This window comes from Mesorhizobium sp. NPDC059025 (genome assembly GCF_042739655.1).
GTDB lineage: Bacteria > Pseudomonadota > Alphaproteobacteria > Rhizobiales > Rhizobiaceae > Mesorhizobium.
In genome coordinates, this window is record NZ_JBHYIM010000010.1 from 161,894 (window position 1) to 187,131 (window position 25,238).

The following is a 25,238-nucleotide window of genomic DNA, read 5'->3' on the forward strand; positions in this document are numbered from 1 at the left end:
ACTTAATTGGAGATATCTCGCAGTTTTGTTGCTGACCCATGCCGCATCCCGGCGGGCCGGCGCACGACACCAATCGCGGCAGTACCGGCCGCTGACAAACGGAGTTTTCGGGAATGCGCATTCAGGACATGCACTGGGCTCAGGTCGAGGAACGCGCCAAGGTCGACGACCGCTGCGTCCTGCCGATCGGATCGGTCGAGCAGCATGCCTATCTCAGCCTCGCGACCGACATGATCCTGGCCGAGCGCATTTCGGTGGAGGCCGCCGCGCCGCTCGGCGTGCCCGTCTTCCCCTGCCTGCCCTATGGCATGGCCTCGGGCTTCGCCGACTTCCCCGGCACCATCACGCTGACGCTGCGCACCTATATCAGCGTCATCGAGGATATGCTCGACAGCGTCTACCGCTCCGGCTTTCGCCGCATCCTCGTCGTGAACGGCCATGGCGGCAACACGCCGATCGCCCCGCTGCTGTCGGAATGGATGAACGGCCATCGCGACACCTCGGTGAAGCTGCACGACTGGTGGCGTGCGCCGCAGACCATGGCCAAGGTGCAGGAGATCGACCCGGCCGCGAGCCATGCGAGCTGGATGGAGAACTTCCCCTGGACCCGCCTCGAAGGCGCGCCGGTGCCGAACTTCAAGAAGGATCGCATCGATTTCGCAGCCACCGGCCGCGTCGATGCCGGCCGCAAGCGCGAGCGCATCGCCGAGGGCAATTATCACGGCGTATTCCAGCGCCCGGACGCGGACATGTACGCGATCTGGGAAGTCGGCGTCGCGGAGACCCGCGACGAGATCGAGAACGGCTGGCATTGATGGATGGGCGCCCTCCGGCAGGTCCGGAGCTGCGTGACAACAGAGGTTTGGAGCATTTCCGCACCGAGAATGGCGGAAATGCTCAGGAGGAGGGGCAGATGACAGACAGCAAGCACCGTTACGGGGTCAGTGCATGACCTCCTTCGTGTTCAAGCGGCTCAGCCAGGCGGTCATCGTGCTGGTCGTCATGTCGATCCTGGTCTTCGCCGGGGTCTATGTGATCGGCAACCCCGTCGACGTGCTGATCTCTCCCGACGCCACCCAGGCGATCCGCGAACAGGTGATCGCCGAATACGGCCTCGACCAGCCGCTGTGGAAACAATATCTCGACTTCGTCGGCTCGATGTCGACCGGCGATTTCGGCCGCTCCTTCGTCTTCAACATGCCGGTCGGCGAGCTGATCTCGCAACGCCTGCCCGCGACGCTGGAACTGGCGGTGATCGCGGTGATCCTAGCCTCGCTGATCGGCGTTCCGCTCGGCATCTATGCCGGCTACCGGCCCAACAGCCTCGCTTCCCGCCTCATCATGGCAGGCTCGATCCTCGGCTTCTCGGTGCCGACCTTCTGGATCGGCCTGATGCTGATCATGCTCTTCGCCGTGCAGTTCGGCGTGCTGCCGGCAGGCGGACGCGGCCAGACCGCCAGCCTTTTCGGGATCCCCTTCTCCTTCCTCACGCTGGACGGCTGGAAGCACCTGCTGCTGCCCGTGCTCAACCTGTCGCTGTTCAAGATGTCGATGATGTGCCGGCTCGCCGCCGCCGGCACCCGCGAGGTGATGACCACCGACGCCATCAAGTTCGCGCGTGCCGCCGGCATCCCCGAGCGCACCATCCTGCGCAGGCACGTGCTGAAGCTTATCTCGATCCCGCTGGTCACGGTGTTCGGCCTCGAGCTCGGCTCGACACTGGCCTTCGCGCTGGTGACGGAAACCATCTTCAACTGGCCGGGCCTCGGCAAGCTGATCATCGATTCCATCGCCTCGCTCGACCGGCCCGTCATGGTCGCCTACCTGATGATGGTCTCGGTGCTGTTCGTCGTCATCAACCTCAGCGTCGATCTGGCCTATGCCGCCCTCGATCCGCGTCTTCGGCTGAAAGGACGCTGAGATGAGCGACATCACCGTCAAGGACAATTTCGACGCGGCACCGCCGGCTTCCGCCTGGCGCGACTTCTGGCGCATCTTCCTGCGCAACAAGGTCGCGGTGATCGCGCTGGCGATCGTGCTGGTCATTGCGCTGCTCGCCATCTTCGCGCCCTTCCTCACGCCGCAGGACCCCTATGACCTGCGCTCGCTGGTGCTGCGTGACGCGCGCCGCCCACCGGGCTTCGTCGGCGCCAATGGCATGCACTATCTGCTCGGCACCGACAGCCAGGGCCGCGACCTGCTTTCAGCGATCATCTACGGCCTGCGCATCTCGCTGGAGATGGGCCTGATCGCCGGCGCGGTCGCCTTCACCATCGGCGCCATCGTCGGCTGTTTCGCCGCCTATGCCGGCGGTCGCTTCGAGACCTTCATCATGCGGCTGGTGGACGTGCAGCTGTCCTTCCCGGCCATCCTGCTCGCCTTCGTCGTCGCCGCGCTGCTGGGACAGGGCAAGGGGCAGCTCATCCTCGCGCTGGTCTTTGCCCAGTATGCCTATTTCGTGCGGACCGCCCATGGCGCGGCCTCGGCCGAACGGCAGAAGGACTATGTGCAGGCGGCGCTCTCCATTCCGATGAGCGGCTGGTTCGTGGTGACCCGGCACATTTTGCCGAACTCGCTGCCGCCGCTGATCGTCGTCGCCACGGTGCAGGTCGCCTCGGCGATTTCGCTGGAAGCGACGCTGTCCTTCCTCGGCGTCGGCCTGCCGCCAACGGAACCGTCGCTCGGCATGCTGATCGCGAACGGCTTCCAGTATCTGCTGTCCGGCCGCTACTGGATTTCGATCTATCCGGGCGTCGCCCTCATCATCCTGATCATGGCGATCAACCTGGTCGGCGACCAGGTCCGCGATCAACTCAATCCACGGCTGCGCAAATGACCGAACTGCTCAAAGTCGACAACCTGCGCACCTATTTCGAAACCGAGCGCGGCACCGTCAAATCGGTCGACGGCATCTCCTTCGAGGTGCGCAAGGGCGAGATCTTCGGCCTGGTCGGCGAATCCGGTTCGGGCAAGTCCATCACCGGCTTCTCGCTGATCGGCCTGCTCGACGCCAATGGCAAGGTGCAGCCGGGCAGTTCCGTCAGGCTGGAGGGCCGCGAGATCGTCGGCCTGCCGGACCAGGAGCTGCGCAAGATCCGCGGCCGCGAGATCGCGATGGTCTTCCAGGACCCGATGATGACGCTGAACCCGGTGCTGAAGATCGTCGACCAGATCGCCATGGCGATCCGCGCCCATGAAAAGGCCAGCGATCAGGACGTGCGCCGCCGCGCCATCGAGGCGCTGGCGCGCGTGCGCATCGTCGAGCCCGAGAAGAAGATCGACCAGTATCCGCACCAGTTCTCGGGCGGCATGCGTCAGCGCGTCGCCATTGCCATCGCCCTGCTGCACAAGCCCAGGCTGGTGATCGCCGACGAGCCGACGACGGCGCTCGACGTCTCCGTGCAAGCCGACATCCTCAAGGAGATGAAGGCGCTGGTGGCCGAGCTCGGCGTCTCGATGATCTGGATCAGCCACGACCTGGCGACGGTCAGCCAGATCTCGCAGCGCATCGCGGTGATGCGCCGCGGCAAGATCGTGGAAACCGGCAGCGTCACGCAAGTGCTCGGGACGCCGCAACATTCCTATACGCAAGGGCTGCTCGACGCCCTGCCCTCGCGCGCCAGGCCCGGCGAACTGCTGGCCTCTGCCGCGACCGAAAGTTCCGGCCCGATCGTGCTCGACGATCTGGCCAAGGCCGCTCCCAAGGCTGCCGACGGTGCGTTCGTCCAGGTCGACGATGTCGACATGGTCTTCGAACGCCCCGTCGGCCGCGTCGGGCGTTTCGCCCAGAAATTCGGCATCAGCCAGCCGACCCATGCCGTCCACGCCGTCAAGGGCGCCACCTTGACCATCGCCCAGGGCGAGGTGCTCGGCCTCGTCGGTGAAAGCGGCTCCGGCAAGTCGACGCTCGGCCGCATCGTCTGCGGGATCTACACGCCGACGGCGGGCAAGGTCACCGTCGCGGGCAGGAAGGTGCGCGAAGGCCAGCGCAAACTGGGCACTGGCGTGCAGATGATCTTCCAGGATCCCTATGCCTCGCTCGATCCGCGCCGCACCATCTTCCAGTCCGTCGCCGAGGGGCCGCTGGCGCATGGCCTCACCACGCGTCGCGACGCCCGCGCCTATGTCAACCGCTGGCTGAAGGCGGTCGCTTTCGATCCCGCGCTCGCGGACCGCTATCCGCATCAGTTCTCCGGCGGCCAGCGCCAGCGCATCGCGATCGCACGCGCGCTCGCCATGCAGCCGGAACTGATCGTCTGCGACGAGCCTGTCGCCTCGCTCGATGTCTCGATCCAGGCGCAGGTGATCAACCTTCTGATCGAACTGCGCCGCACGCTGAACCTGACGCTGCTGTTCATCAGCCACGACCTGTCCGTGGTGCGTCACCTGTGCGACCGGGTCGTCGTCATGCATCACGGCAGGATCGTCGAGGAAGCGGAAGTGGGCCAGCTTTTCGAAGCACCGCAGCAGGCCTACACCAGGATGCTGCTCGACGCGGTACCGCGACTGGCCGTGTAGAAAAAGCTCCGGGGCCAAAGCGCCGCGCATCACAAATCAGTGGCTCGACCGGAGCAAGACCTGCGTCCGTTCCGGAATGGATCCCATCCCTGGAGACACAGGAACAGCGGCAGATCGTGCTGCTTTCGCATCACGCCGCGCAAATCGCGCCAAAGACGTCGCCTTCGCGACGCCTTGTCATCAAATTGCCTGTTAGCCTCCCGTAACTGCTTGAATGGGTTTTTGTTTCGGTACCCTGACCGGGCTTTTTCCTGTCACGTTGCCGGCGCAAGAACGAATTAGCTTTTGGGTGTTATAGCAACAGAAGTTCTCCCGCCGAGAGGCAGGGCCAAGAAACTGGATTGATCGAGACAGACGGGTGAGCATTTATCTCCCGATCGCGGAAATATCCGTCAACATCCTCGTGCTGCTCGCCATGGGCGCGGCGGTGGGTTTCCTGTCGGGCATGTTCGGCGTCGGCGGCGGGTTCCTGATCACGCCGCTCTTGATCTTCTACAACATCCCGCCGGCGATCGCCGTTGCTACCGGCGCCAACCAGGTCATCGCCTCGTCCGTCTCCGGCGTGCTGTCGCACATGAAAAGGGGGACGCTCGACTTCAAGCTGGGCGGGGTGCTGCTGGCCGGCGGTGTCGTCGGCTCGACGGTCGGCATCTACGTATTCGGCCTGCTGCGCGAGATCGGCCAGCTCGACCTGTTCATCTCGCTCCTCTACGTGGTGCTGCTCGGCACTGTCGGCGGACTGATGCTTTTGGAAAGCATCAACGCGCTGCGCGCCACGCGCGGCGGTGCGGCACCCGTGCTGAAGAAATCCGGCCAGCACAACTGGATCCACCGCCTGCCGCTCAAGATGCGCTTCCGCGCCTCCAAGCTGTTCGTCAGCGTCATTCCCGTGCTGGGCCTCGGTGCCGCGATCGGCTTCCTGTCGTCGATCATGGGTGTCGGCGGCGGCTTCATCATGGTGCCGGCGCTGATCTATCTGCTGAAGGTGCCGACCAATGTCGTCATCGGCACCTCGCTTTTCCAGATCATCTTCACCTCGGCCTACACCACGCTGGTGCATGCCACCACCAACCAGACGGTGGACGTGATACTCGCCTTCGTGCTGATGGTCGGCGGCGTTGCCGGGGCACAGTATGGCGCCAAGGCCGGACAGAAGCTGCGCGGCGAGCAATTGCGCGCGCTGCTGGCGCTGCTGGTGCTGGCAGTGGCGCTGCGCCTCGCCTTCGACCTGTTCGTGACGCCCCCGAATCGCTATTCGCTTTCGGCGCTGGGGCTGAGCTGATGGCAGTTCAGACCCTGCCGGTTTCGCCTTCGCTTCGCCACACCGGCATCATCCCCAGCCGCAAGGGCCGGACCCTTTCGAGTGTGCTGCTGTTCCTGATGCTGATCGCCGCCTTTCCGGCTGCCGCGCAGTCGCCGCACCAGGAAAACATCCAGATCGGGCTTTCCACCGACAGGGTGATGATCACCGCCGGCTTCACCGGCGCCGACCTCACCATCTTCGGCGCGCTGGAGGATGTCGACCCGCAGATCGCCCGCCAGGGGCGCTACGATGTCATCGTGGTGCTGGAAGGACCGGCGCGACCCGTCGTGGTGCGGCGGAAGGACCGCGTGCTGGGCGTGTGGATCAACCTGGATTCGGAGACCTTCGAGAACGTGCCGGTGTCCTATTCGGTCGCCACGACAAGACCATTCCAGGACATCACCGAACCCGGCAGCTACAAGCAGCTCTCGCTTGGTGCCAACAACATCTTCATGCAGCCGGCCGACGAGAGCCAGAACCCGGCCACCATCGCGGAATTCACGGCGGCACTGCGCGAACGCAAGGCCGCGACGGGGCAATACAGCGAGAATGTCGGCGGCGTGCAGTTCCTGTCCCAGAATCTGTTCCGCGCCACGGTCAGGCTGGCACCCAGCGTGCCCGTCGGCACGCACAAGGCGCGCGCCTTCCTGTTCAAGAACGGCCTGTTCGTGAAGGAAAACTCGGCCCAGCTCGAAATCCGCAAGTCCGGTTTCGAACAGTCGATCTTCCGCGCCGCGCACAACTATTCCTTCCTCTACGGCTTCTTCGCCATCAGCCTGGCCATGATCACCGGCTGGCTCGGCCGCGTCATCTTCCGCAAGGATTGAGATGAATGGCTCGCCGCAACTTCAAGCGCCTGACCGCTTCGCTGCGGGCTTTCCTTCAGACCGGCGAACTTGCCCCCATCACACCCGGCCTGACGCTGCTTGATGTCGCGGCCCTGATCGGGCCACCGGCCTGGTGGGTGACCGACTGCCACGACTTTCCGGTTCCTCTCCATTGGGGTTATTCCACTCTGGAGATCTCCTTCTCGCTCGAGCCGCCGCACCCGATCGAGTCTCTGGCGATCAAGCCGCCGCACAAATGGGGGAGCCGTTTTCACAGCTTCTGCCCGCTTTTGCGCTTGTCGATGGACGGAATTTCAATGGAGGGCCGGCCATCCGACCTTCTGCGCGCCGGCATATGGAACCTCGACAGCATCGAGGTCGGTATCCTCATCGATCCAGAGAACTCAAAACTCTGCATCCGCGGAAGCGGGATCGAGGTCCTGTATGTCGTGCCCGATCTGGATACGCAGCATCACTCCCAGCCCGGGGAAGTCGAGAGTGCAATCGCTCTGCTGGAAGAACACGCGTTTCTCCACGGGCTGTATCAAAGTCACGGCAGCATTTCGAACGTGCGATGGCCAGAAGAATCCTGGCAGGAGATCTCGGCGCGGGAATATCTGGAGACCATGGAAAGGAGCCAGAGAGCCGGCGTGCACGGCCTCTGCTGACGTTGATACCCTGCAAGGCATCGCTGGCGGCGGGTTCCCAGGCAGGCCGCCGCTTCCAAGCGCAGACGATTGTCCCCGGCTTGATCCCCGCCCCATTCGGCCCGATGATCTCAGACCGGATCGGGAGAGCGCATGGCAAACCATCGCATCTATTCCATGAGTGTGGCGAGCGTCTATCGGCTTTACGTCGCCAAGGTGGAACGCAAGGGACGCACGCAGGCGGAGGTGGACGAGATCATCCGCTGGCTGACGGGCTATGGCCAGCGGGCGCTTGACGACCATTTGGCGAAGAACACGGATTTCGAGGATTTCTTTGCCCAGGCACCCACGCTCAATCCCGCGCGTTCCCTGATCACCGGCATGATCTGTGGCATACGGGTGGAAGAGGTCGAAGAACCCGTCATGCGGGAAATCCGCTACCTGGACAAGCTGGTCGATGAACTCGCCAAGGGCAGGAAGATGGAGAAGATCCTGCGCCGATAGCCGGTGGTTTTGCCGCGAAGGCAAAGCGATTGCGTGCATCGCCAAGATGTTGCGGACGCCGACCCTTCAAGTCGTCGTGCCTCAATCCTTCCCGAGCCAGTCCCGTGCCATCGCTTCGTCGTCGGCCGTCAGCTGATGGCCGGCGGCAACCATGCGATATTCGGTGCCGGCGCCGTGTTTCGCCAGCCAATCGGCAAGCGCCGGCGCACCGTCGCCGAACGGGTCCTGCTCACCGCTTATGACCAGGGCCTCGCTTCCGCTCAGGTCGGCCTCGGGCAGCGGGTCGAGCACCGGCACGGCCCTGAGCAGGATGGCGCGGCGGATCACGGCCGGATGCAGGCCCATGACGGCAGCGGCAAAGTTGGCGCCGTTCGAATAGCCGAGGAAAACAATGTGCGCCGGATCCAGCCCGTAGCCCGAGATCGCGCCGGCCATGAAAGCCTCGAAGGCCTCGGCCTCGGAGCGGATGTCGGCCTGGTCGAACACCTTCGGCGACAGGCGCCGGAAAAAGCGGGCGATGCCTTCCTCGTGACTGCGTCCGCGCACGCCCAGCAACGTGGCGCGCGGCGCGATGCGATGCGCCAGAGGCATCAGGTCAGCCTCGCTGCCGCCCGTGCCATGCAACAGGACGAGGGTGCTGCCGTCGGGTTCCTCAGGCGTGAAAAAACGATGCACGAAAGGCAGGTCGCGCCTGGGCAGGCGCGGCTCGCCGGGCAAGGCGAACTGCGGCAGCATGACCCGCAGATCCTCGGCTCGCACGGCATCGTGCGGCGGAATGAACAGGCTCTCGCCGAGATGGCCGGGCGGTTCGTCGATGGCAAAGCCCGGCCCGTCAGTCGCCAGCTCGAACAGCGTGCCGCCAGGCTCGCGCACATAGAGCGAGGTGAAATATTTGCGGTCGTGAACGGTCGTCGGCGACGAGTTCAGCCGCGAGAGGGAGGCTTCGACATCCTGGAGAGCCGCCACATCCGCAGCCCGGAAGGCGACGTGGTCGGCGGTGCCGGTGCCCGGCAGGCCAGGCACATAACCGGCGGCGTTGCGCACATCGATGGCGTCATTTTTCGACAGCATGCGCTGGATGTTTTCAGCGACAGGCCCCGGCTCATAACCGAAGCGGCGCACGAAGGCGGCGGTCTCCTCGGCATCGCCGGTGAGGATGGTGACCGCGCGCAGCCTGCCGACGGCGGTATCGGAACCATCTTCAGCGACGCCGACAAGCTTGACGATGAAACCGTCCGGGTCCTTCAATCGGAGCACGGGCTCGCCGAACTCGCGCAGCGGACCCTGCACCGGCACGGCCTTGTCGAGCGCCCGCACCAGCCAGCCGCCGATCTCTGCCGCCGGCACGGCAAAGGCGATCTCCGATACCTGACCGAGGCCGGCGCGGCCGGGCGCGCCGTCCTGCCAGACCAGGAACGTGACCAACGAGCCTGGTGAAGCCTCTCCGTCGCCGTAGAACAAATGCAGCTGCTGGCCGTCCTCATAGCCGCCGGTGCGCTTGACCAGATGCAAGCCGAGGAAGCCGACGTAGAAATCGACATTGGCCTGCACATCGCGCGTGATCAACGTGACATGGTGGATGCCATCGGAGCGCTCCATGCCTCAGCCCCCGGCGCGCGATGACGGAAGACGTATGAAGATGTGATGGATTGGCATGGATGACCTCTGAATTGTGCGGCGACATTGGCACGTCCATGCCCGGCGCGCCAAGCGCGCCGCGACGGCAGGCGCCCGGCCGTTCAAATTTGCTGCAACGGCCGGTTCTGTCGCCAGAATTCGACGAGAGCCTTGAGCTTGGGCGGTGTCAGCCGGCGGCTGGGGTAATAAAGGTGTAGCGGCTCGAAAACCGCACAAAACGGCTCCAGCAGTTTCACAAGCGTTCCTTCCCGGACGTGCTTCGCTGCGAGGCCTTCTGCGGCATAGGTAACGCCGAGCCCCTGGACAGCTGCTTCGACCATCAATGATACGGTGTTCGCAGACAGGGACGGCTCCGGGGTGAACATAATCTCCCGCCCCCGCTCGCGAAACTCCCAGGGCGAGATCACCCCTGTCGATGCGAAGCGATAAGCGACGCAACGATGGCTCGCGAGGTCCTTCGGATGTCCAGGGGCCTCCCGCTCGGCAAGATAGGCAGGGCTGGCGAACACGGCCATCCGCAGCGGGCCGCTGATGCGTACGGCAATCATGTCCTTTTCAAGCAGTTCACCGATCCTGACACCGGCATCGAAGCCTTCCGCGACAATGTCCACGAATCCGTCGTCGAACACGAAATCCAGCTTCACGTCGGGACAAGCAGCGAGGAATGGGCCCATCAACGGCTCGGCAATGAGAGGCGCGCCGATCCAGGGCAGGCTGAGGCGTAGGGTCCCGGCCGGTCTGTCGCCCGCATCCCGTAGCGTCATGCCCGCAGCCTGGATCTCCTCTGCGGCGGGACGCACGCGCTGCAGATAGGCAGCACCGGCTTCGGTAAGTCCGACGCTGCGCGTCGTCCGATTGAGCAGGCGGACGCCAAGGCGTGCCTCCAATCCCTTGACCGCCTCGCTGAGCGAAGGCGGCGTGACCCCGAGCTCCGCTGCCGCACGACTGAAACTCCGCGTCTCCGCGACTTTGAGGAAGGCAAGGATGCCGCTGAACTGATCCAGTCGCATTGCAAGGTTTTTCCGAACAACTCCTTTGGATTTAGCCGGTTTTTCCACGTTTTGAAACGCGCATCATATGCCGGCAGCAGCAACCCGGTCCCGCAGGAGCCCCCGATGAATGCACTCTCCCGCCTGATAGCAGGCGCCACACTGATGATCATGGCCGACACCGCCAATGCTGGTCCGCAGGAAAACCAGAACATCCAGCTCATCCGCGATTATTACGCCGCCTACTCCACCGGCAACCCGGAAGCGGTCCGGCGATTTCTGTCTTCCGATGTTGTCTGGCGGATTCCAGGCCACCACCCTCTTGCTGGGGACAAGCGCGGCCAGGACGAGGTCATCGCCTTTTTCAACGGCCTCGCCAAGGGCAGGTTCAAGGCCGATCCCCTGTTCTTCCAGGCGCAGGGCGATCTCGTCGTCGACATCCATCGCGGCTGGTCGAATGTCGGCTCGGGACCTGAGGTCGATCAACTCTATGCGCTGATGTTCCGCATTCGCGACGGCAAGATCGTCGAGGCGCAGAATTTCCTTACCGACATGTATTCGTCCGACGCCTTTTTCTGGGCGCAATACCCGCTGAAGCCGTTGCCCGACCGCCTGGCGAAGGAGCGCTGAAATGGGAACGGTCCTTCCCGAGAACGATCTTCGCAGGCGCACGATCGCACAGGCGCGTGCATTCCTCGACCTCCTGTCCGCGAAGGAGATGACCGGCTGGAGCAACCTTTGGGCTGACGATGCAGTGCAGGAGATGCCCTATACTCCTGTCGGCTTTCCCAAGCGCGTGGAAGGCAAAACTGCACTCATCCGCCATTATTCGAACCTGCCCGCATCGACCGGGCGCATGGCATTCGTCGATCGCGTCACCCACCCGTTGGTCGATCCGAACGGCGTGCTCGTCGAATATCGCGGCGAGATCGAGATGATAGCGACGGGAAAACGATACGATAACCGCTATGCGGGACTGTTCAGATTCAATGCCGAGGGCAAACTGGAGCTGTTTCGCGAATATTTCGACCCGACCATTCTCGCCGAAGCCTGGGTGGGTCACTGACCAGCGGCTTCAACCTCCAAGAGCCGCAAGGGACGTGACGGCGATGAGAAGTCTCCTGGGCACAATTGCATGCATAGCCGCATTCATTTCCTCGCCCGCCTTTGCCGAGGCGAGAACGGAACGGGTTTTCTTCACTTCGCAAGGCGAGCGCATGGCCGGCACCCTCTATTTGCCGGAAGATGCCGGCAACACCGTCCCGGCTCCGGCAGTCGTCGTTACCGGCGCCTGGATGACCGTGAAGGAGCAGATGCCGGCACGGTATGCCCGCGAACTGGCTGACCGCGGCTTCGTCGCGCTCACCTTCGACTTTCGTGGCTGGGGCGAGAGCGGCGGAACTCGCCGCCAGTTCGAAGACCCCAGTTCCAAGATTGCCGATATCATGGCAGCCGCCGCCTATCTCACGACCTTGCCGGGAATCGACGCGGAGCGGATCGCCGGCCTCGGTATCTGCGCCAGTTCCGGCTACATGGTCCATGCAGCTGCGGTCACGCCGGCGCTGAAGGCCGTGGCACTGGTTGCACCATGGCTGCACGATCGCGCAATCGTCTCGGAGACTTATGGCGGCAGTGACGGCGTGGCGGCGCTGATCGCCTCCGGCGATGCGGCCGAAGCCTCGTTCAAGACAAGCGGCCGACAGGCCTTTGTCCCAGCCGCCAGTCTCACCGATCGGAGCGCCGTCATGTTCGGCGTGCCTTATTACACCGAAGCCGGCCGCGGCCTGATACCAGCCTGGCGCAACGAAGCCGATCCAGCCTTCTGGCGCAGCTGGCTGACTTTCGATGCCATCCAGGCCGCGCCGCGGCTGACCCAGCCCTTCCTCATGATCCACAGCAACGCCGCCGCCATCCCGCAGGGAGCTCGCAAATTCTACGCGAGCGTGAGGGCGCCCAAGGATCAGCTGTGGCTCGATGATGTCACGCAATTCGGCTTCTATGACGGCGATGCACCGGTGAGGGCATCCGCCAATGCCGTGGCAGAGCATTTTCGCAACGTGCTGGGCGACAGATAGCGGTAGGTGATTGTCAGCACATCGCCACTGGACCGCGTCGAAATTGGAAACGAGATATTATCTTCGTCCAGCCTGGAGCATGCGGCAATGAAGCACCCCACTATCGAAGCGTTCAACAATGCGTTGACCGGCGCTGAGAGGGTTATCTGCGATATTCTCAGACAGGAGATCGATCGAGCCCTTCCAGACGCGGAAAGCAAGATCTGGCACGCTCATCCCGTCTGGTTCCTCGACGGCAATCCGATCGTTGGCTACAGCAAGCTAAAGAACTGTATTCGCTTGCTGTTCTGGAGCGGTCAGTCGTTCTCGACAGATGGCCTGGATGCGGAAGGCACATTCAAGGCGGCGGAAAAACGCTTTGTGGCGGACACGGAGATCGACCACCACCGGCTGCGATCGTGGCTCGAAGAAGCTCGGACTGTCCAGTGGGACTACAAGAACATCGTGAAACGGAAAGGAAAGCTCGAGCGCCTTGTATGAGCTGACGCGGGATAACTACCCGCGGCTGGCGACGCCATTGCCGCTACGCTCCGCCTCAAGCCCATCGTGCATTGCCCACCGGTTGTCGTGTTCGGGAGAGCCCCTGGATCGCGCGCTGCATGCCAGCTTTCGACGCTCGTACATGGAGGCGAATTTCGGGCTGCGTGCCCGGTGGCAATCTTTTTTCCTGCCGACCTCACAAAATGCACGGGCGCGGCAACCAATAGTCTCCACAGCTCAGAAAGGAGCGGAAATGTTCGAGACGGTACGAATTGGAGCCATCTGCTATTACGTGAACGATACCGCGAGGACCGAAGCGTTCTATCGCGACGTTCTCGGCCTCGACGTCAGGAACATGGGCGACGACGGCTCCGGCAACGACTGGCTCCAGGCCACCGCGGCAGGCGGGATCGAACTGATCTTCATCAAGCAGGAATCCAGACCGGGCAATTCGCCGATCATGGTTTTCGACCTCAACGAAGGCGGGATCGACACTTTCATTTCTGCCCTGGTCGAGAAGGGAACGACCATCGTCACGCCCGTCAGCCATGCACCCGGCGGCTGGTCCGCCGAGTTCGCGGATCCGGACGGGCATACGATCTCGATGTTCCAGTCCGAAGAGGCGCCGCGGACCAGGAAATCCACGTAGTCCGAAACGCGTGCCATGCACGACTTCATGCACAATCCGAAAGGCCTGGAGGCATTATGGGCGCCTGGGGAGCTCGCATCTTCGACGACGACACCGCATGCGACCTGCGCGACGAATTCTCGGACCTCCTCGCCGAGGGCCATTCCGCAGAGCAGGCAACCACGACGCTCGAACAACGCTGGGCGCCGGCGAGCGACGCGATCGATCTCGAGCCGGTATTCTGGATCGCGCTGGCGACAAGCCAATACAGGCTTGGCCAACTGATGCCCGAGGTCCGCGACAAGGCAGTCGCCATCATCGATTCCGGTCGCGACCTGCAACGTTTCCTCGATGAGCCGAAAGTGAAGGCCGCGCGGATAAAGGTCCTCGACAAGCTGAAGGGTGACCTGCTCGGGCCGCCGCGTCCGGTGCGCCGCCCGAAACCATACCAGCGGGTCGTGACATCATGGGAGCTTGGCCAGGTGTTCCGCTACCGTCTCGCCAGCGGTCGCTACTGCCTGTTCCGTGTCGTGAGCTTTCATGAAAGCAAGGGCGGACGCCTTGCCCAATTCGAGGTCTTGCCCGTGAGCAGCGCCGGCAAAGGTCCGCTTGGACTCTCGCTGACCAGCGGACTGCGCAACGGTGACGGCAAGCCGATGCGCATTACCGTCCTTCAAGCCGCGCTGGAAACGAACCTCCGCATCGCGGCTACCGATCTCGGAACGTCGTTCCTGGCGCCGTGGATGCTGAAGTGGCGCCTACGCCGCGAACGACGCGAATTCCCGCGTGCAAGTTTCATGTTCATCGACAAGCTGGATCTGAACCTGAAGTTCATGTTCGGGCTGGATTAGGCATGTCTATGAAGAAGCAAGCCGAGGATCCGGTGCATCGGTCAGTGCCAGAAAATCTGGGCACAGTCCCGCATCCGACCGCCCACCCAGGTGGCCGATTTCAACCCACAGGCGTGTTCCAAGGAGAATGTCATGCGCACGCAGGTCGCTATCATCGGGGGTGGCCCTTCCGGGCTGCTTCTGTCGCAACTGCTGAACAGGCGCGGCATTTCGACGATTGTCCTGGAAAAGAAATCCCGTGACTACGTGCTGGCGCGCGTCCGCGCGGGCTTCTTGGAATGGGGTACGGTCGAACTGCTGCGCGAGGCTGGCGTGGGGGCACGGATGGACCGGGAGGGCATCACACATGATGGTTGCTTCTTTGCCAGCGGCGGCCGCAAGTTCAGGGTGGACTTCCATGCCGTGACGGGCCGGAAGATGATGGTCTGGGGACAAACCGAACTGACGCGCGATCTGTATGATGCCCAGGACGCCATCGGCGCAACGATCTTTCACGAGGTGGCCGATGTTGCTCTGCATGGCCTGACAACCGAACGGCCCCATGTGACATTTTCGGTTGATGGCCTAGCACGGCAGCTCGACTGCGACTTTGTCGCGGGCTGCGACGGCTTCCACGGTGTCAGCCGCCAATCGATCCCCGCAGGCCGGCGTCACGAATTCGAAAAAATCTATCCGTTCGGCTGGCTGGGCATCCTGGCAAACACGCCGCCCCTCGCCGAGGAGGCGATCTATGCCAGCCACGAGCGCGGCTTTGCGCTGGCCTCGATGCGCAAGCCGAATCTGTCACGCTACTACATCCAGGTGCCGTTGGCCGAGAGAGCGGCCGACTGGTCTGACGAGGCATTCTGGTCCGAATTCAAGGCCCGCTTCCCGGAGCATGTCATCGAACACCTTGTTACGGGACCTTCGATCGAGAAGTCGATCGCTCCGCTGCGATCGTTCGTCACCGAACCCATGCGTTGGGGCAGACTGTTCCTGTGCGGGGACGCCGCACACATTGTACCGCCCACCGGAGCCAAGGGGCTGAACCTTGCCGCCTCCGACGTGTACTATCTCAACGATGCACTGACACGCTTCTATGCAGCAGACGATGCGGCCGGGCTGGATGCCTATTCGGAAAGGGCTCTGGCGCGTGTCTGGAAGGCGATGCGTTTCTCCTGGTCGATGACAACGATGCTCCATCGTTTCCCCGAACACACGGCCTATGAACGACGCATGTACGAGACAGAGTTCGCATCCCTGGAATATTCCCCGGCGGTTCAGCGCGTGATGGCGGAGAACTATACGGGCCTGCCGTATTGATCGGGCGTCGACTCCAGCGCCAGCGACGGCCAGGCGAGCAACGCCAGGACCTGCGAGGGCAATCGCCGCAAGCGGATCCTGACGCTCAAGTCGAGAGAAGCCGCCGCGAGACGGCTCATCGCAATCACACCGAGCGGATCAGGCCGCCGTCGACCCGCAGGCTCTGGCCGGTGATGTAGGAAGCCTCGTCCGACGCCAGGAAGGCGATCGCGGCGGCGATCTCGTCGCTGGTGCCGTAGCGCTGCATGGGAACGCTGTCGCGGCGCTCCTCGGTGGCTGGAAGGCTGTCGATCCAGCCCGGCAGCACGTTGTTCATGCGGATGTTGTCGGCGGCGAAGGTGTCGGTGAAGATCTTGGTGTAGACGGCAAGGCCGGCGCGGGCGACCGCGGAGGTCGGGAACATCGCCGACGGCTGGCTGACCCAGGCGGTCGAGATGTTGACGATCGAGCCTTTGCGCTGCGCCTTCATGATCGGGGCGACGAGGCGGACCGGGCGGACGACGTTCAGGAAATACACATCGATGCCCTGGTGCCACTGCTCGTCGGTGATGTCGAGGATCGGCGCGCGCGGGCCGTGACCGGCGCTGTTGACCAGCACGTCGACGCGGCCCCATTTCGCAACCGTTGCATCGACCAGCCGCTTGAGGTCGTCGTTCGACTGGTTGGACCCGGTCACGCCGATGCCGCCGAGCTCCGCCGCGAGCGCCTCGCCCTTGCCGGAGGACGACAGGATGGCGACCTTGTATCCGTCGCTGGCCAGGCGCTTCGCCGCAGCCGCACCCATGCCGCTGCCGCCTGCCGTGACAATCGCTACTTTTTCTACAGTCCCAGCGGTGCTAACCGCTACTTTTTCTACAGTCATTGTGCTTCCTTCCGAAAACCGGTTGGTTCTGATACGCTTTTCGTCAAGGGTATTCGAACCAGTTTCCTTATGATTTTCCAATAGAAAAACTACTGGATGGGATCGGGCCAACTTCCCTCACTCAATGCCGTGCGCGCCTTCGAGGCGTCGGCCCGCCACCTGAACTTCCGGCTTGCCGCCGAAGAACTGGGCGTGACGCAGGGAGCCGTCGCGCAGCATGTACGCGGACTGGAGGATTCGCTAGGCCTGAAACTGTTCCTGCGGCTGCCGAGGACGCTGGCGCTGACCGACCAGGGCCGGGCCTACGCCGGCACCATCCGGCGTGCCTTCGAGCTCATCGTCGAAGGCACCGCCGCGCTGCGGCCGCAGCCTGTCCGTCTCTCCATCAGCGTCACCCCGACCTTCGCTTCGAAATGGCTGCTGCCGCGCCTGCCAGGCTTCGCGGCACTTCATCCCGAGCTCAGCCTCGGCATCGTCGCCACCGACCGGATTTCCAGCTTCCAGCCGGAAGGCATCGACATCGCTGTCCGCTACGGCCCGGCACCAGCCGGCCCCCAGTTCGAGGCCGACCTGCTCTTCCGCGAAGAACTTGTCGGCGTCTGCAGCCCGATGCTGCTGGCCGGCACGAAAGCGCCGCTGCCGGCAGAGAGGCTCGATGGCTACGTGCTTCTCCACGACGCTCACAGCCGCTGGCCCGAATTCATCGAGACGCTGTCGGGGCGTCCCGATGCCGGCGGCAACAAAGGCATACACTTCAACCAGACCGCGCTGGCTATCGATGCCGCGCTCGGCGGCCAGGGCATCGCGCTGGCAAGCCGCGGTTTCGTCGAGGCCGACCTTGCCGCCGGGCGGCTCGTCGATGCGTTCGGCGTCATCATGCAAAGCGACCGCGCCTATTACGTAGTGACGCCGCGCAAGCCGCGCTTTCCGTTGCCGGTTGCGGCGGTCCGGTCGTGGCTGCTGTCCGGTCCGGAAGTATGACTCGCACGTTCCCTGGCACCTGCTCTAGAACCACATGCGAGCGGCTTCGGTGAGGCCGTCAGAACTGCCATCCCCGACCCATGCCACATGCCCGTCAGGCCGGATCAGGACGGCGGCAGGGATGTCGACCGGGCCGATGACGGGAAGCTCGCACACGCCCTCGAAGGACGCGTCGACCCGTTTGAGGCGATCTACCGGTTTGTCGATGGTGAACGTCTTGCCGAAGTTCAGCAGAACCGGCTGCGCATCGTGCAGCAGCGCGAAGACACGCGTCGGCGCACCGCCGATCGTGATGTCGAGATCGGGCATGCGACGGCCAAGCAGCGGGTGGCCCTCGCCAAATGCATAGTGGACGTCGAGGCCGCTCATCATCGAGGCAAAGCGTTTGCGTGGTTCCTCGAGCGAAAGCAGTTCGGAGACGAAGTCGCCGAGCACTGCCGTGCGCTCGCCCGGATAACGCAGCACGCCCTGTGCGATGGTGTTCTTCAGCACGCGCAACGCCACAGGATGTCGCTCGACCTGATAGGTATCGAGCAGCGTTTCGGGTGATATGCCCCTGGCCACCCGCGCCAGTTTCCAGCCGAGATTGACCGCGTCCTGCAGGCCGAGATTGAGCCCCTGCCCGCCCATCGGGGAATGGATATGCGCGGCATCGCCGGCCAGCAGGACGCGCCCCTGGCGGTAGCTTTGCGCCTGGCGCGCCGCGTCGCTGAAACGGGACAGGAAGCGCGGCGCATGCACGCCGAAATCGGTACCGTAGGCGGCCTTCAACGCGACGGCGAATTCGTGCAGCGACGGCTCGCCGCTGGCACGCGGATCCTGCCCGGCAAGCACCACAGCCACCGTTTCGCCGTCATCCAGCATGGCCATGGCATGGCGGCCCGAGGCGGTTTCGTGGAAACCGAGCACCGGCTGCTCCCGCATCCTGACCTCGGCGATCAGCCAGCTCGTCGAAGCCGCCCAGCCGGGAAAATCGATGCCGGCCAGTTTCCGCACCGTGCTGCGGCCGCCATCGCAGCCGACCAGCCAGCCGGCCCGCAAGGTCTTGTCCTGTGCCGTCGAAACCTCGACACCGTTATCGTCCCTTATCATGTCCAGAACTTCGGTGCCGCGATGGACCGGCACGCCAAGTTCCTCGACCCAGTCCGCCAGCAGCCGTTCGATGCGTTCCTGGCGCAGCGCCAGCAGATAATTGTGCCGGGTTGGGAAATCGCTGATGTCGAGCGCGACGTGAAAGCCGACATTGGGATAGGTCTGGCCCTCGGCGAGGAAGCGGTCGACGATGCCGCGCTGGTCGAGCACTTCCAGCGAACGCGCATGCAGGCCGCCGGCGCGCCGGCCGGCGACCTGCATGGTCGATCGCTGCTCGACGATCGCGACATCGACACCGGCAAGCGCCAGTTCACCGGCCAGCATCAGGCCGGTCGGGCCGGCGCCTGATATGAGGATCTCGTGTTCGGACATCTGCCACCTCGTGCAGGAGAAGAAGGGGCCGGTCTTCTACGACGTGGTCGGGGCCTTGATGCAAGAGGGTTGTGCGCCATATGTATGATATGAGGGGCGGATGTGATGCGCTGCATCCGTGCATGTTGCTCGCGAGGCAGGCAGGGATCGCCGGATCGGCTACCGGTTGGTGCGATTATGTTGCACCCGACAAGAATGATCCCGACAAGTCCTCGACATTCCCGTTGAAGATCGGCGTTCCGCTGGAGTGGAAGCCGGCATCTCATGCGGCGAGTTTGTGCCACCACCAGCCTTTCAGATCAGGCCTCGCCTCGAAGAACGGACGCCAGTCCTCGATCCATTGCAGCGGGTCGCATGGTTCGCCCTCGACATAGGGGCGATGGCGGTCGGTGACACAGGAACCACCATGGCGGCCCGCTATATGCGGCTCGCCGGGACCGGGAACCGTGAAGGTCGCGGCATCCACATTTTCCACCACTTTCTTGCGGTCGAGGAACCAGACGGTGGCGCCATCCGTCGCGTAGCCGTGACCGATGACGCGGAAGCTGTCGGGCCGGGCGTTCTTCAGGCGGGCGCCATAAAAATACACCGCCTCGCGGTCGCGGGCGATGACGCTGGTGGCATGCAGGGGGTCGCGCGTTCCGTCACGATAATTGAGCCTCAGCTCCGGTACGATCTCGAAGGCCTCCGGGCTTTTCGTACGGATCGTCTTGCCGGTGATGTAGTAGGCCTGCCTGACATCGCGCGCGTAGCACAGGTTCAACGCCTCGAACGTCGTGGCGTCCGCGCCTTCGACGACATACCAGTAGAAGGTCCTGTTCGCGCCATATTGCCCCTGGCCGTAGACATGATGCCTGTCGGCAAGCCAACGGCCTTCGACAGCCCTGAAGCCCGGGGCATCGACATCGATCCGCTCGCCCTTGCGGTTCGTCAGCGGCTTCCCATTGAAATAGACCGTCTTTCCGTCATGCGTGTAACAACACAGCGTGGCTTCCGGATGTGCCGCGATGAAGGCATAGGGCCAGCCGCAACCAGCGAAAGGCCCTATACGGGGGTTGCGGCGCACGGCCTCACGGATATGCCAGGTCGTACGCAGGTCGGCTTCGTCGCCTTCCTGCAACCGCCATCGCGGCGGCAGCACCAGCCGGCAGATCGCTGCGTCGTCCAATCCTTTGAAGTAATCGCGCCTCTCGCCGTCACCCAGGGCGGTGGGAAACCATCGGTAGGCTGCCCGCAACCTCGTCCATTCGACGGCGCTCAGGCCGATCAGCGGCAGCACCTCCTCCAGAGTTCGCCCGGTGGCGAGGAACAGGTTGGCGGCCTCGAACGTGTCATAGGGGATGACGGGAACGGCCTCGTCACCTGTCCGGTGGTCAGATCGATCGGTCATGCCGCCTCACTGATCCGTTCCGCGATGACTGCCGGCTGTATCAGCCGCGGTGAAGCGCTGCTCGGCCGGCCAGAAGGCGATTTCGATCACATCCGGCTCGACGGGCACGCTCTCGTCCCGACTGCCCTGGAATTCCTTCCAGCTGATGCGCACGGATACCGTGCTGCCATCCAGAAAGAAGGCCGGGCCGCAGGGAAGCGGGTCCGGCATGGAAGGGCTCGAAATCGAGAACGACCGGGACGGAAACCGTGTCGTTGCGGTCTCCACCTGTGTCCAGGCTTTTCCGCTCATCGGCTCCAGCACGCCATCATCCGGCTCGGCATCGTGGATGTGAATCCGGATGTGCTGATGCAGGCTCCCTTCGGTATAGACCACCAACCCAGCCTCGGGGACGAAGAACCGCCGTGCCTCGATTTCGGGCGTGATGATTTCGGGCGGAAGGAAGGATGTGTCTTCACGGTCGACAAGATAGAACTGACCGTAGTCGGCCTGCCATGCCAGCGTAGCCCAGCCCAATAGTGCCACGGCAATCTCCTAAATCGCATATGCGGGCAGCATCGCATTTCCCGGCTAGACGTTTCGTTGCCGCCCCCATCTCCCCTCCTGAAGGAGGGGTGTCAGCAGGACTGTGCAACACTTTCCTTCCCCGATGAAGCAGGAAGGGCTTGCGACCATGACCGCAACTGCGTTTCTCACCGCTCTCGCCTCGGAGGGCCCGCCACCCGAGCGCGCGAAAGACATGGCGCTCTATGGCTGGCTGATCGGAAGCTGGCAGATGGAAACGCTCCATCATTGTGACGACGGCACGATCGAGAACCTCCCGGGAGAAATCCATTTCGGCTGGGTACTCGAGGGACGCGCCATCCAGGATCTCTGGATCAGGCCGCGGCGTCCCGAGCCATCCATCATGTACGGCACGACCCTGCGTGTCTTCGATGCCGCGATCGATGGCTGGCACATTATCTGGAGCGACCCGCTCAACCAGGACTATTCACGCCAGATCGGCAGGGCCGAAGGCAAGGACATCGTCCAGGTCGGCGAGGACGCACGGGGCGTCAAGACGCGCTGGCGCTTCACCGAGATCACACCCGACAGCTTCCACTGGATCGGCGAAGAGAGGGTTTCGGACAGCGATCGCTGGCGGATGACCTACGAACATTTCGCCCGACGGGTCTGAACCCGGCCGCGAGGGTTCAGACCTGCGCCAGCAGGATCTCAGTTAACCTCTCCGGCATCAGCCGCGCGACATTGTGGCCGCAGTCGAGGGAATGGGTCGACCAGTCGGGGTCGTTGCCCAGGCGCTGGTAGAGGTCGAGGAACGGGCTGCCTTCCCAGCCATGCGCGCCGACATAGACCTTGCGCGGCACCTCGCGCCAGCGACCGCCGAGCGTGATCGCCTGCAGGAACGCCGCAAGCGGATGCGGCCGGCAGCGCGGGTCGAGATTGGGCGGCGGCATGCAGTTCAGCCCGTCGACCCTGGCGCCGGTGACGAACATGTCCCGGAAGCGCGGCGTCGTCAGCGACCAGACGGAGTCGCCGCTCTCCGGCACATAGGCATCGACATAGACAATTGCGCGGAGACGGGACGGATCGGCATCGGCCACGCCGCTGACCACCATGCCGGCATAAGACTGGCCGACGATGACGACGTCGCCGCGCTGCGCCTTCACGACATCGACGGCCTCGCCGATATGCGTTTGCAGATTGGCCATCGGGGACGGGACTTCGCCAAGTCCCGAAAGCGTCAGCGGCAAGGCTGCGTGCCCGCGGGCGGCCAGCAGTTCGGCCACCGCCTGGTAGACCCAGCCGCCCTGCCAGCCTCCGGCGATCAGGATAAAGGTGGCCATGGTGTTCATCCCTGATTTCGACGCGGACGAAGCTTCGACAGGTCCACGTCGAAATCAAGACCGTGCTGTCAGCAGACTGCCGGCGGTGAGCCGGGTACGGCTGGCGATGTCGTACAAAAAAACAGAATTAAACCGCTCCGCATAGATAAGCGGCCTATTCAAAACAGCCTTGTCTCGAGAAGAGAGATATCCTTTTTCTCTTCGCAGTAAAAGCGAGGCGTTCCGGCCGGAAATGGTCCCTCCTGGATCATCCAAGACTTGGCTGCCCGGAGACACGCTATCGCCTGCGCCGAGAACGCAGCCATCCTGCCCGCTTGCAGCGAGCCGGGTGACGCGCATCTTTCAGGATCTCGATTGCACAGAACGGAAACATTCCGATACGGATTTCGGCGATATCTTCCCGCTCTCTCAAAGAAAAAAATGGTTCCGCTCCACATCAATCTCAATCGAATATCGGATATACTTTAAATCCTTATTTTCCTTTAAACTGTATTTTGGTTTTGAAAATCTTTCAAGTCATATCTTCTAACAATAATTTAATGTCAGAAAACAAGTAAACATGCATACAATAACCTTTTTAAATATCATTCAATGTATAAAATAAATCCACCAATCATTTAGTACATTCTTACAGTCGAAACGAATCATATTATGTGCCACTATGAACAAAGTGGTCTTGCTTAACGCGTAAATCATTTCTCCAATATTTTCTTCAACCCTCAACGATCTGTTGAGGGCACGAGTCTTGGCGCGCCTATGGGGAGGCAGCGTCATCATCAACGGGCTGGGGCGAGGACTTGACGAGGTAAATCCAGATACTTCCACGAAGAGGGGTCATGATGCGGCATTACAGCCTTTCTCATCGTTTCGGTTGTTCTACTCTGCTTCTCAGTGCTTCTACTCTGGCGCTTACGGTTGCGTATCCGATCAGTCCGGCATCCGCCCAGGATGCGACCTGGCTTGGTGGTGTCGTGGCGGCCCCCTGGGATGCCGGGACCTCCTGGATAGGCGGCACGGTTCCCACCGGTACGGCAACCTTCAACCTCTCCGTCTCGCCGGGCGTCCTGTTCACCCCAGGCAGCTCCAGCACGGTCGGCGGCATCAATTTCGGCGCAACCGCCCCCAGCTATGCATTCGGACTTGCCGGCACGGGCCTGGGCAGCGTTTCCCTCGACATCAACGGAGCCGGAATCCAGAACAATTCCGCGCTGCCGCAAACCTTCACCGCTTCCGGTGTCGGCGGCGGAACCGGGACGCTGTCGTTCAGCGGTACCGGCACGACCGCCGCCAATGCGGTCATCAATTCCAATCTCGGCGGTATCGTCAACTTCTCCGGATCGAGCACGGCCGCGACGTCCGGAATCCTCGCAACGGGCGGCAGCGTCAATTTCTCGGGCACGAGCACCGCCGCCAGCGCCAACATCACCGCAGCGACGGGCGGTTCCGTCAATTTCGGCGGCAACAGCACTGCTGGGAGCGCCACCATCACCGCCAATGCCGGCGGCAGCATCGCCTTCACCGGCGCCGCCAGTGGCGGCAGTGCGCAGGTCAACCTCAATGGCACCGGCAGCCTCAACATAGGCGGCCTCACCGGCACGGGCACGAGCATCGGCTCGCTGACCGGAACCGGTTCGGTCGATCTCGGCGCCAAGGCACTGACACTCGGAGGCAACGGGGCCAGCACCGTTTTCAGCGGCAGCATCACCGGTGCCGGCGGCTCGCTGGTCAAGACCGGCGCCGGGCTGCTCACCCTGTCCGGCTCGAACACTTCGACAGGCGGCCTGGCCATCAACGGCGGCGGCGTGCTGGCGACCAATCTCGGCGCCGTCGGCACCGGCGCCATCTCGCTCGGCGGCGGCGGCCTGACGCTCGGCGCAAGCGGTGCCCTGGCCAACCAGATCAATGTCGGCGCCGGGGCAGGCAACAGCCTGTCCGCCGGCAACGGCCTCAACGTCAACCTGACCGGCGGCCTGAACATCGGCGCTGGCGCAGCGCTCGGGCTGGGCTCCGCGGGCGCCACCGGTGGCCTGACCTTGTCCGGCCCCGCCAGCATCGGCGCAGGCGCAACCCTGTCGGCGGATTTCGGCGCGGTGACGTTCGGCAGCGCATCGATCGGCGCGCAGCTTGCCGGCGCGACGCTCAATGTCGGCGGTGCCGGCTCCGTCAACCTCAACGGCTTCGGCGCCACCATCGGCACCCTCACAGGGGCTGCCGGAGGCATCCTCACCAACACCGGCGGTGCCGCGAACATCACCGTCAATGGCGGCAACTTCGCTGGCAACATCACCGGCAATCTCGGCCTGCAGGTCGGCGGCGCGCTGACCCTGTCGGGCACCAACACCTTCACAGGCAACGTCACCATTCTGAATGGGGGGGCCCTTACCGCCAACAGCGATGCGGCCCTGGGGGCCGGTGCGGCGCTGAACCTCAGCGCCGGCGCCTCTTTCGGCATCAGCCCCGGCGGGACGATCAGCAAGAACCTGAACCTGGGCGGGGCGGCCTCCCTCAATGTAGGAGCAGGCGTCGGCACGCTGACTGGAACGATCAATGGCAGTTCCGCACTCACCAAGACCGGTACCGGACAACTGACGCTGGGCGGGGTCAATACCGGTTTCAGCGGCGACCTGAACATCGGCGCAGGCTCGGTGCTGGCGACGAACCTGAATGCGCTCGGCACCGGCGCGGTCAACCTCAGCGGCGGCGGTGAGCTGACGCTGGGCGTCAACGGCACCTTCAACAATGCGCTCGGCGTCGGCGCCAACCTCAATGGCACACTATCGGCCGGCGCCGGACTGACGGCGACGATGGGCGGCGGGCTCAATCTCGGCGTCGGGGCGACGCTCGGCATCGGCACCGCCACCAACAACGGCATCGTCGCGCTGGGCGGCGGCGCCACCATCGGTGCCGGCGCAACGCTGTCGGCCAACAACGG

Annotated in this window: 25 protein-coding genes; 18 read left to right on the top strand and 7 right to left on the bottom strand. The window is 63.5% G+C overall.

The features are described 5' to 3' along the window. Positions 1 to 113 precede the first annotated feature (113 nt). The 8 genes from ACFWYE_RS22780 (at position 114) to ACFWYE_RS22815 (ending at position 7,799) form a co-directional block, all read left to right on the top strand. On the top strand, positions 114 to 815 hold the full coding sequence (locus ACFWYE_RS22780) for a creatininase family protein (RefSeq protein ID WP_379114486.1): 702 nt from the start codon (positions 114 to 116) through the stop codon (positions 813 to 815). Positions 816 to 948: 133 nt separating this feature from the next. Beyond that, positions 949 to 1,920, top strand: coding sequence for an ABC transporter permease (locus ACFWYE_RS22785; RefSeq protein ID WP_379114487.1), 972 nt, complete (start codon positions 949 to 951; stop codon positions 1,918 to 1,920). Between the two features lies 1 nt (position 1,921). After that, positions 1,922 to 2,836, top strand: coding sequence for an ABC transporter permease (locus ACFWYE_RS22790; RefSeq protein WP_379063213.1), 915 nt, complete (start codon positions 1,922 to 1,924; stop codon positions 2,834 to 2,836). Continuing rightward, positions 2,833 to 4,518 (top strand): dipeptide ABC transporter ATP-binding protein, encoded by a 1,686-nt coding sequence (locus tag ACFWYE_RS22795; protein ID WP_379114489.1) that lies wholly within the window; start codon positions 2,833 to 2,835, stop codon positions 4,516 to 4,518. Before ACFWYE_RS22790 ends, ACFWYE_RS22795 begins: the two co-directional genes overlap by 4 nt. A gap of 358 nt (positions 4,519 to 4,876) precedes the next feature. Beyond that, positions 4,877 to 5,800: a sulfite exporter TauE/SafE family protein gene (locus ACFWYE_RS22800; protein ID WP_379063217.1), complete on the top strand. Its 924-nt coding sequence runs from the start codon at positions 4,877 to 4,879 to the stop codon at positions 5,798 to 5,800. Further along, positions 5,800 to 6,648, top strand: coding sequence for a TIGR02186 family protein (locus tag ACFWYE_RS22805; RefSeq protein WP_379114491.1), 849 nt, complete (start codon positions 5,800 to 5,802; stop codon positions 6,646 to 6,648). The genes ACFWYE_RS22800 and ACFWYE_RS22805 overlap by 1 nt, the downstream gene beginning before the upstream one ends. A gap of 5 nt (positions 6,649 to 6,653) precedes the next feature. Further along, a complete protein-coding gene (locus ACFWYE_RS22810; RefSeq protein ID WP_379114492.1) occupies positions 6,654 to 7,316 on the top strand; it encodes a hypothetical protein in 663 nt (220 codons plus the stop codon). 132 nt (positions 7,317 to 7,448) lie between these two features. Further along, complete coding sequence (locus tag ACFWYE_RS22815) at positions 7,449 to 7,799, top strand: DUF2200 domain-containing protein (RefSeq protein ID WP_379114493.1); 351 nt, start codon at positions 7,449 to 7,451, stop codon at positions 7,797 to 7,799. A gap of 81 nt (positions 7,800 to 7,880) precedes the next feature. Here ACFWYE_RS22815 and ACFWYE_RS22820 read toward each other — a convergent pair whose 3' ends face one another. Both ACFWYE_RS22820 and ACFWYE_RS22825 read right to left on the bottom strand, forming a co-directional pair. Then, positions 7,881 to 9,398: a VOC family protein gene (locus ACFWYE_RS22820; protein WP_379114494.1), complete on the bottom strand. Its 1,518-nt coding sequence runs from the start codon at positions 9,396 to 9,398 to the stop codon at positions 7,881 to 7,883. A 140-nt stretch (positions 9,399 to 9,538) separates the two neighbouring features. Further along, the gene (locus ACFWYE_RS22825; RefSeq protein ID WP_379114495.1) at positions 9,539 to 10,447 is read right to left on the bottom strand and encodes a LysR family transcriptional regulator; all 909 of its coding nucleotides are present in this window, start codon (positions 10,445 to 10,447) and stop codon (positions 9,539 to 9,541) included. A gap of 105 nt (positions 10,448 to 10,552) precedes the next feature. Here ACFWYE_RS22825 and ACFWYE_RS22830 point away from each other — a divergent pair, with 105 nt between their 5' ends. The 7 genes from ACFWYE_RS22830 (at position 10,553) to pobA (ending at position 15,762) form a co-directional block, all read left to right on the top strand. Beyond that, complete coding sequence (locus ACFWYE_RS22830; RefSeq protein ID WP_379114496.1) at positions 10,553 to 11,056, top strand: nuclear transport factor 2 family protein; 504 nt, start codon at positions 10,553 to 10,555, stop codon at positions 11,054 to 11,056. 1 nt (position 11,057) lies between these two features. Then, positions 11,058 to 11,492 carry a nuclear transport factor 2 family protein gene (locus ACFWYE_RS22835; RefSeq protein ID WP_379114497.1) on the top strand — a complete coding sequence of 145 codons (435 nt, stop codon included), beginning with the start codon at positions 11,058 to 11,060 and terminating at the stop codon, positions 11,490 to 11,492. Positions 11,493 to 11,535: 43 nt separating this feature from the next. Next, positions 11,536 to 12,501, top strand: coding sequence for an alpha/beta hydrolase (locus ACFWYE_RS22840; protein WP_379114498.1), 966 nt, complete (start codon positions 11,536 to 11,538; stop codon positions 12,499 to 12,501). Between the two features lie 87 nt (positions 12,502 to 12,588). Continuing rightward, positions 12,589 to 12,981, top strand: coding sequence for a DUF1801 domain-containing protein (locus tag ACFWYE_RS22845; RefSeq protein ID WP_379114500.1), 393 nt, complete (start codon positions 12,589 to 12,591; stop codon positions 12,979 to 12,981). A 253-nt stretch (positions 12,982 to 13,234) separates the two neighbouring features. Further along, entirely contained in the window at positions 13,235 to 13,630 is a 396-nt protein-coding gene (locus tag ACFWYE_RS22850; RefSeq protein WP_379114502.1) for a VOC family protein, read from the top strand. Between the two features lie 56 nt (positions 13,631 to 13,686). Further along, the gene (locus ACFWYE_RS22855; protein ID WP_379114504.1) at positions 13,687 to 14,460 is read left to right on the top strand and encodes a DUF4259 domain-containing protein; all 774 of its coding nucleotides are present in this window, start codon (positions 13,687 to 13,689) and stop codon (positions 14,458 to 14,460) included. A gap of 132 nt (positions 14,461 to 14,592) precedes the next feature. Then, positions 14,593 to 15,762, top strand: coding sequence for a 4-hydroxybenzoate 3-monooxygenase (gene pobA / locus ACFWYE_RS22860; protein WP_379114506.1), 1,170 nt, complete (start codon positions 14,593 to 14,595; stop codon positions 15,760 to 15,762). Between the two features lie 124 nt (positions 15,763 to 15,886). Here pobA and ACFWYE_RS22865 read toward each other — a convergent pair whose 3' ends face one another. Then, the gene (locus ACFWYE_RS22865; RefSeq protein ID WP_379114508.1) at positions 15,887 to 16,624 is read right to left on the bottom strand and encodes an SDR family oxidoreductase; all 738 of its coding nucleotides are present in this window, start codon (positions 16,622 to 16,624) and stop codon (positions 15,887 to 15,889) included. Between the two features lie 96 nt (positions 16,625 to 16,720). Between ACFWYE_RS22865 and ACFWYE_RS22870 the strand changes: the two genes are divergently transcribed. Next, positions 16,721 to 17,605, top strand: a complete 885-nt coding sequence (locus tag ACFWYE_RS22870) for a LysR substrate-binding domain-containing protein (RefSeq protein ID WP_379114510.1) — start codon at positions 16,721 to 16,723, stop codon at positions 17,603 to 17,605. A 24-nt stretch (positions 17,606 to 17,629) separates the two neighbouring features. Here the strand turns inward: ACFWYE_RS22870 and ACFWYE_RS22875 are convergent, their stop codons facing one another. From ACFWYE_RS22875 to ACFWYE_RS22885, 3 genes are all read right to left on the bottom strand, one after another. Next, positions 17,630 to 19,069, bottom strand: coding sequence for an FAD-dependent monooxygenase (locus ACFWYE_RS22875; protein ID WP_379114512.1), 1,440 nt, complete (start codon positions 19,067 to 19,069; stop codon positions 17,630 to 17,632). Positions 19,070 to 19,331: 262 nt separating this feature from the next. Beyond that, positions 19,332 to 20,459 carry a DKNYY domain-containing protein gene (locus ACFWYE_RS22880; RefSeq protein ID WP_379114513.1) on the bottom strand — a complete coding sequence of 376 codons (1,128 nt, stop codon included), beginning with the start codon at positions 20,457 to 20,459 and terminating at the stop codon, positions 19,332 to 19,334. Positions 20,460 to 20,465: 6 nt separating this feature from the next. Beyond that, entirely contained in the window at positions 20,466 to 20,984 is a 519-nt protein-coding gene (locus ACFWYE_RS22885) for a hypothetical protein (protein ID WP_379114515.1), read from the bottom strand. 148 nt (positions 20,985 to 21,132) lie between these two features. On the opposite strand from ACFWYE_RS22885, the gene ACFWYE_RS22890 reads away from it, so the two are divergent. After that, positions 21,133 to 21,636 carry a hypothetical protein gene (locus tag ACFWYE_RS22890; protein WP_379114517.1) on the top strand — a complete coding sequence of 168 codons (504 nt, stop codon included), beginning with the start codon at positions 21,133 to 21,135 and terminating at the stop codon, positions 21,634 to 21,636. A gap of 16 nt (positions 21,637 to 21,652) precedes the next feature. Here the strand turns inward: ACFWYE_RS22890 and ACFWYE_RS22895 are convergent, their stop codons facing one another. Beyond that, positions 21,653 to 22,306 (bottom strand): alpha/beta fold hydrolase, encoded by a 654-nt coding sequence (locus ACFWYE_RS22895; RefSeq protein ID WP_379114519.1) that lies wholly within the window; start codon positions 22,304 to 22,306, stop codon positions 21,653 to 21,655. 836 nt (positions 22,307 to 23,142) lie between these two features. Between ACFWYE_RS22895 and ACFWYE_RS22900 the strand changes: the two genes are divergently transcribed. Further along, positions 23,143 to 25,238, top strand: a 2,096-nt coding sequence (locus tag ACFWYE_RS22900; protein ID WP_379114521.1) for a beta strand repeat-containing protein, incomplete at its 3' end; no start/stop codon positions are given.

Excerpts from the sequence above, each read along its gene's own strand:
- ACFWYE_RS22845 (WP_379114500.1), top strand. The coding sequence starts at position 12,589 with ATGAAGCACCCCACTATCGAAGCGTTCAACAATGCGTTGACCGGCGCT.
- ACFWYE_RS22880 (WP_379114513.1), bottom strand. The coding sequence starts at position 20,459 with ATGACCGATCGATCTGACCACCGGACAGGTGACGAGGCCGTTCCCGTC.
- ACFWYE_RS22830 (WP_379114496.1), top strand. The coding sequence starts at position 10,553 with ATGAATGCACTCTCCCGCCTGATAGCAGGCGCCACACTGATGATCATG.
- ACFWYE_RS22780 (WP_379114486.1), top strand. The coding sequence starts at position 114 with ATGCGCATTCAGGACATGCACTGGGCTCAGGTCGAGGAACGCGCCAAG.
- ACFWYE_RS22865 (WP_379114508.1), bottom strand. The coding sequence starts at position 16,624 with ATGACTGTAGAAAAAGTAGCGGTTAGCACCGCTGGGACTGTAGAAAAA.
- ACFWYE_RS22795 (WP_379114489.1), top strand. The coding sequence starts at position 2,833 with ATGACCGAACTGCTCAAAGTCGACAACCTGCGCACCTATTTCGAAACC.
- ACFWYE_RS22835 (WP_379114497.1), top strand. The coding sequence starts at position 11,058 with ATGGGAACGGTCCTTCCCGAGAACGATCTTCGCAGGCGCACGATCGCA.
- ACFWYE_RS22825 (WP_379114495.1), bottom strand. The coding sequence starts at position 10,447 with ATGCGACTGGATCAGTTCAGCGGCATCCTTGCCTTCCTCAAAGTCGCG.
- ACFWYE_RS22790 (WP_379063213.1), top strand. The coding sequence starts at position 1,922 with ATGAGCGACATCACCGTCAAGGACAATTTCGACGCGGCACCGCCGGCT.
- ACFWYE_RS22820 (WP_379114494.1), bottom strand. The coding sequence starts at position 9,398 with ATGGAGCGCTCCGATGGCATCCACCATGTCACGTTGATCACGCGCGAT.
- ACFWYE_RS22855 (WP_379114504.1), top strand. The coding sequence starts at position 13,687 with ATGGGCGCCTGGGGAGCTCGCATCTTCGACGACGACACCGCATGCGAC.
- ACFWYE_RS22805 (WP_379114491.1), top strand. The coding sequence starts at position 5,800 with ATGGCAGTTCAGACCCTGCCGGTTTCGCCTTCGCTTCGCCACACCGGC.
- ACFWYE_RS22870 (WP_379114510.1), top strand. The coding sequence starts at position 16,721 with ATGGGATCGGGCCAACTTCCCTCACTCAATGCCGTGCGCGCCTTCGAG.
- ACFWYE_RS22785 (WP_379114487.1), top strand. The coding sequence starts at position 949 with ATGACCTCCTTCGTGTTCAAGCGGCTCAGCCAGGCGGTCATCGTGCTG.
- ACFWYE_RS22890 (WP_379114517.1), top strand. The coding sequence starts at position 21,133 with ATGACCGCAACTGCGTTTCTCACCGCTCTCGCCTCGGAGGGCCCGCCA.
- ACFWYE_RS22875 (WP_379114512.1), bottom strand. The coding sequence starts at position 19,069 with ATGTCCGAACACGAGATCCTCATATCAGGCGCCGGCCCGACCGGCCTG.
- ACFWYE_RS22840 (WP_379114498.1), top strand. The coding sequence starts at position 11,536 with ATGAGAAGTCTCCTGGGCACAATTGCATGCATAGCCGCATTCATTTCC.
- ACFWYE_RS22895 (WP_379114519.1), bottom strand. The coding sequence starts at position 22,306 with ATGGCCACCTTTATCCTGATCGCCGGAGGCTGGCAGGGCGGCTGGGTC.
- ACFWYE_RS22815 (WP_379114493.1), top strand. The coding sequence starts at position 7,449 with ATGGCAAACCATCGCATCTATTCCATGAGTGTGGCGAGCGTCTATCGG.
- pobA (WP_379114506.1), top strand. The coding sequence starts at position 14,593 with ATGCGCACGCAGGTCGCTATCATCGGGGGTGGCCCTTCCGGGCTGCTT.
- ACFWYE_RS22810 (WP_379114492.1), top strand. The coding sequence starts at position 6,654 with ATGGCTCGCCGCAACTTCAAGCGCCTGACCGCTTCGCTGCGGGCTTTC.
- ACFWYE_RS22850 (WP_379114502.1), top strand. The coding sequence starts at position 13,235 with ATGTTCGAGACGGTACGAATTGGAGCCATCTGCTATTACGTGAACGAT.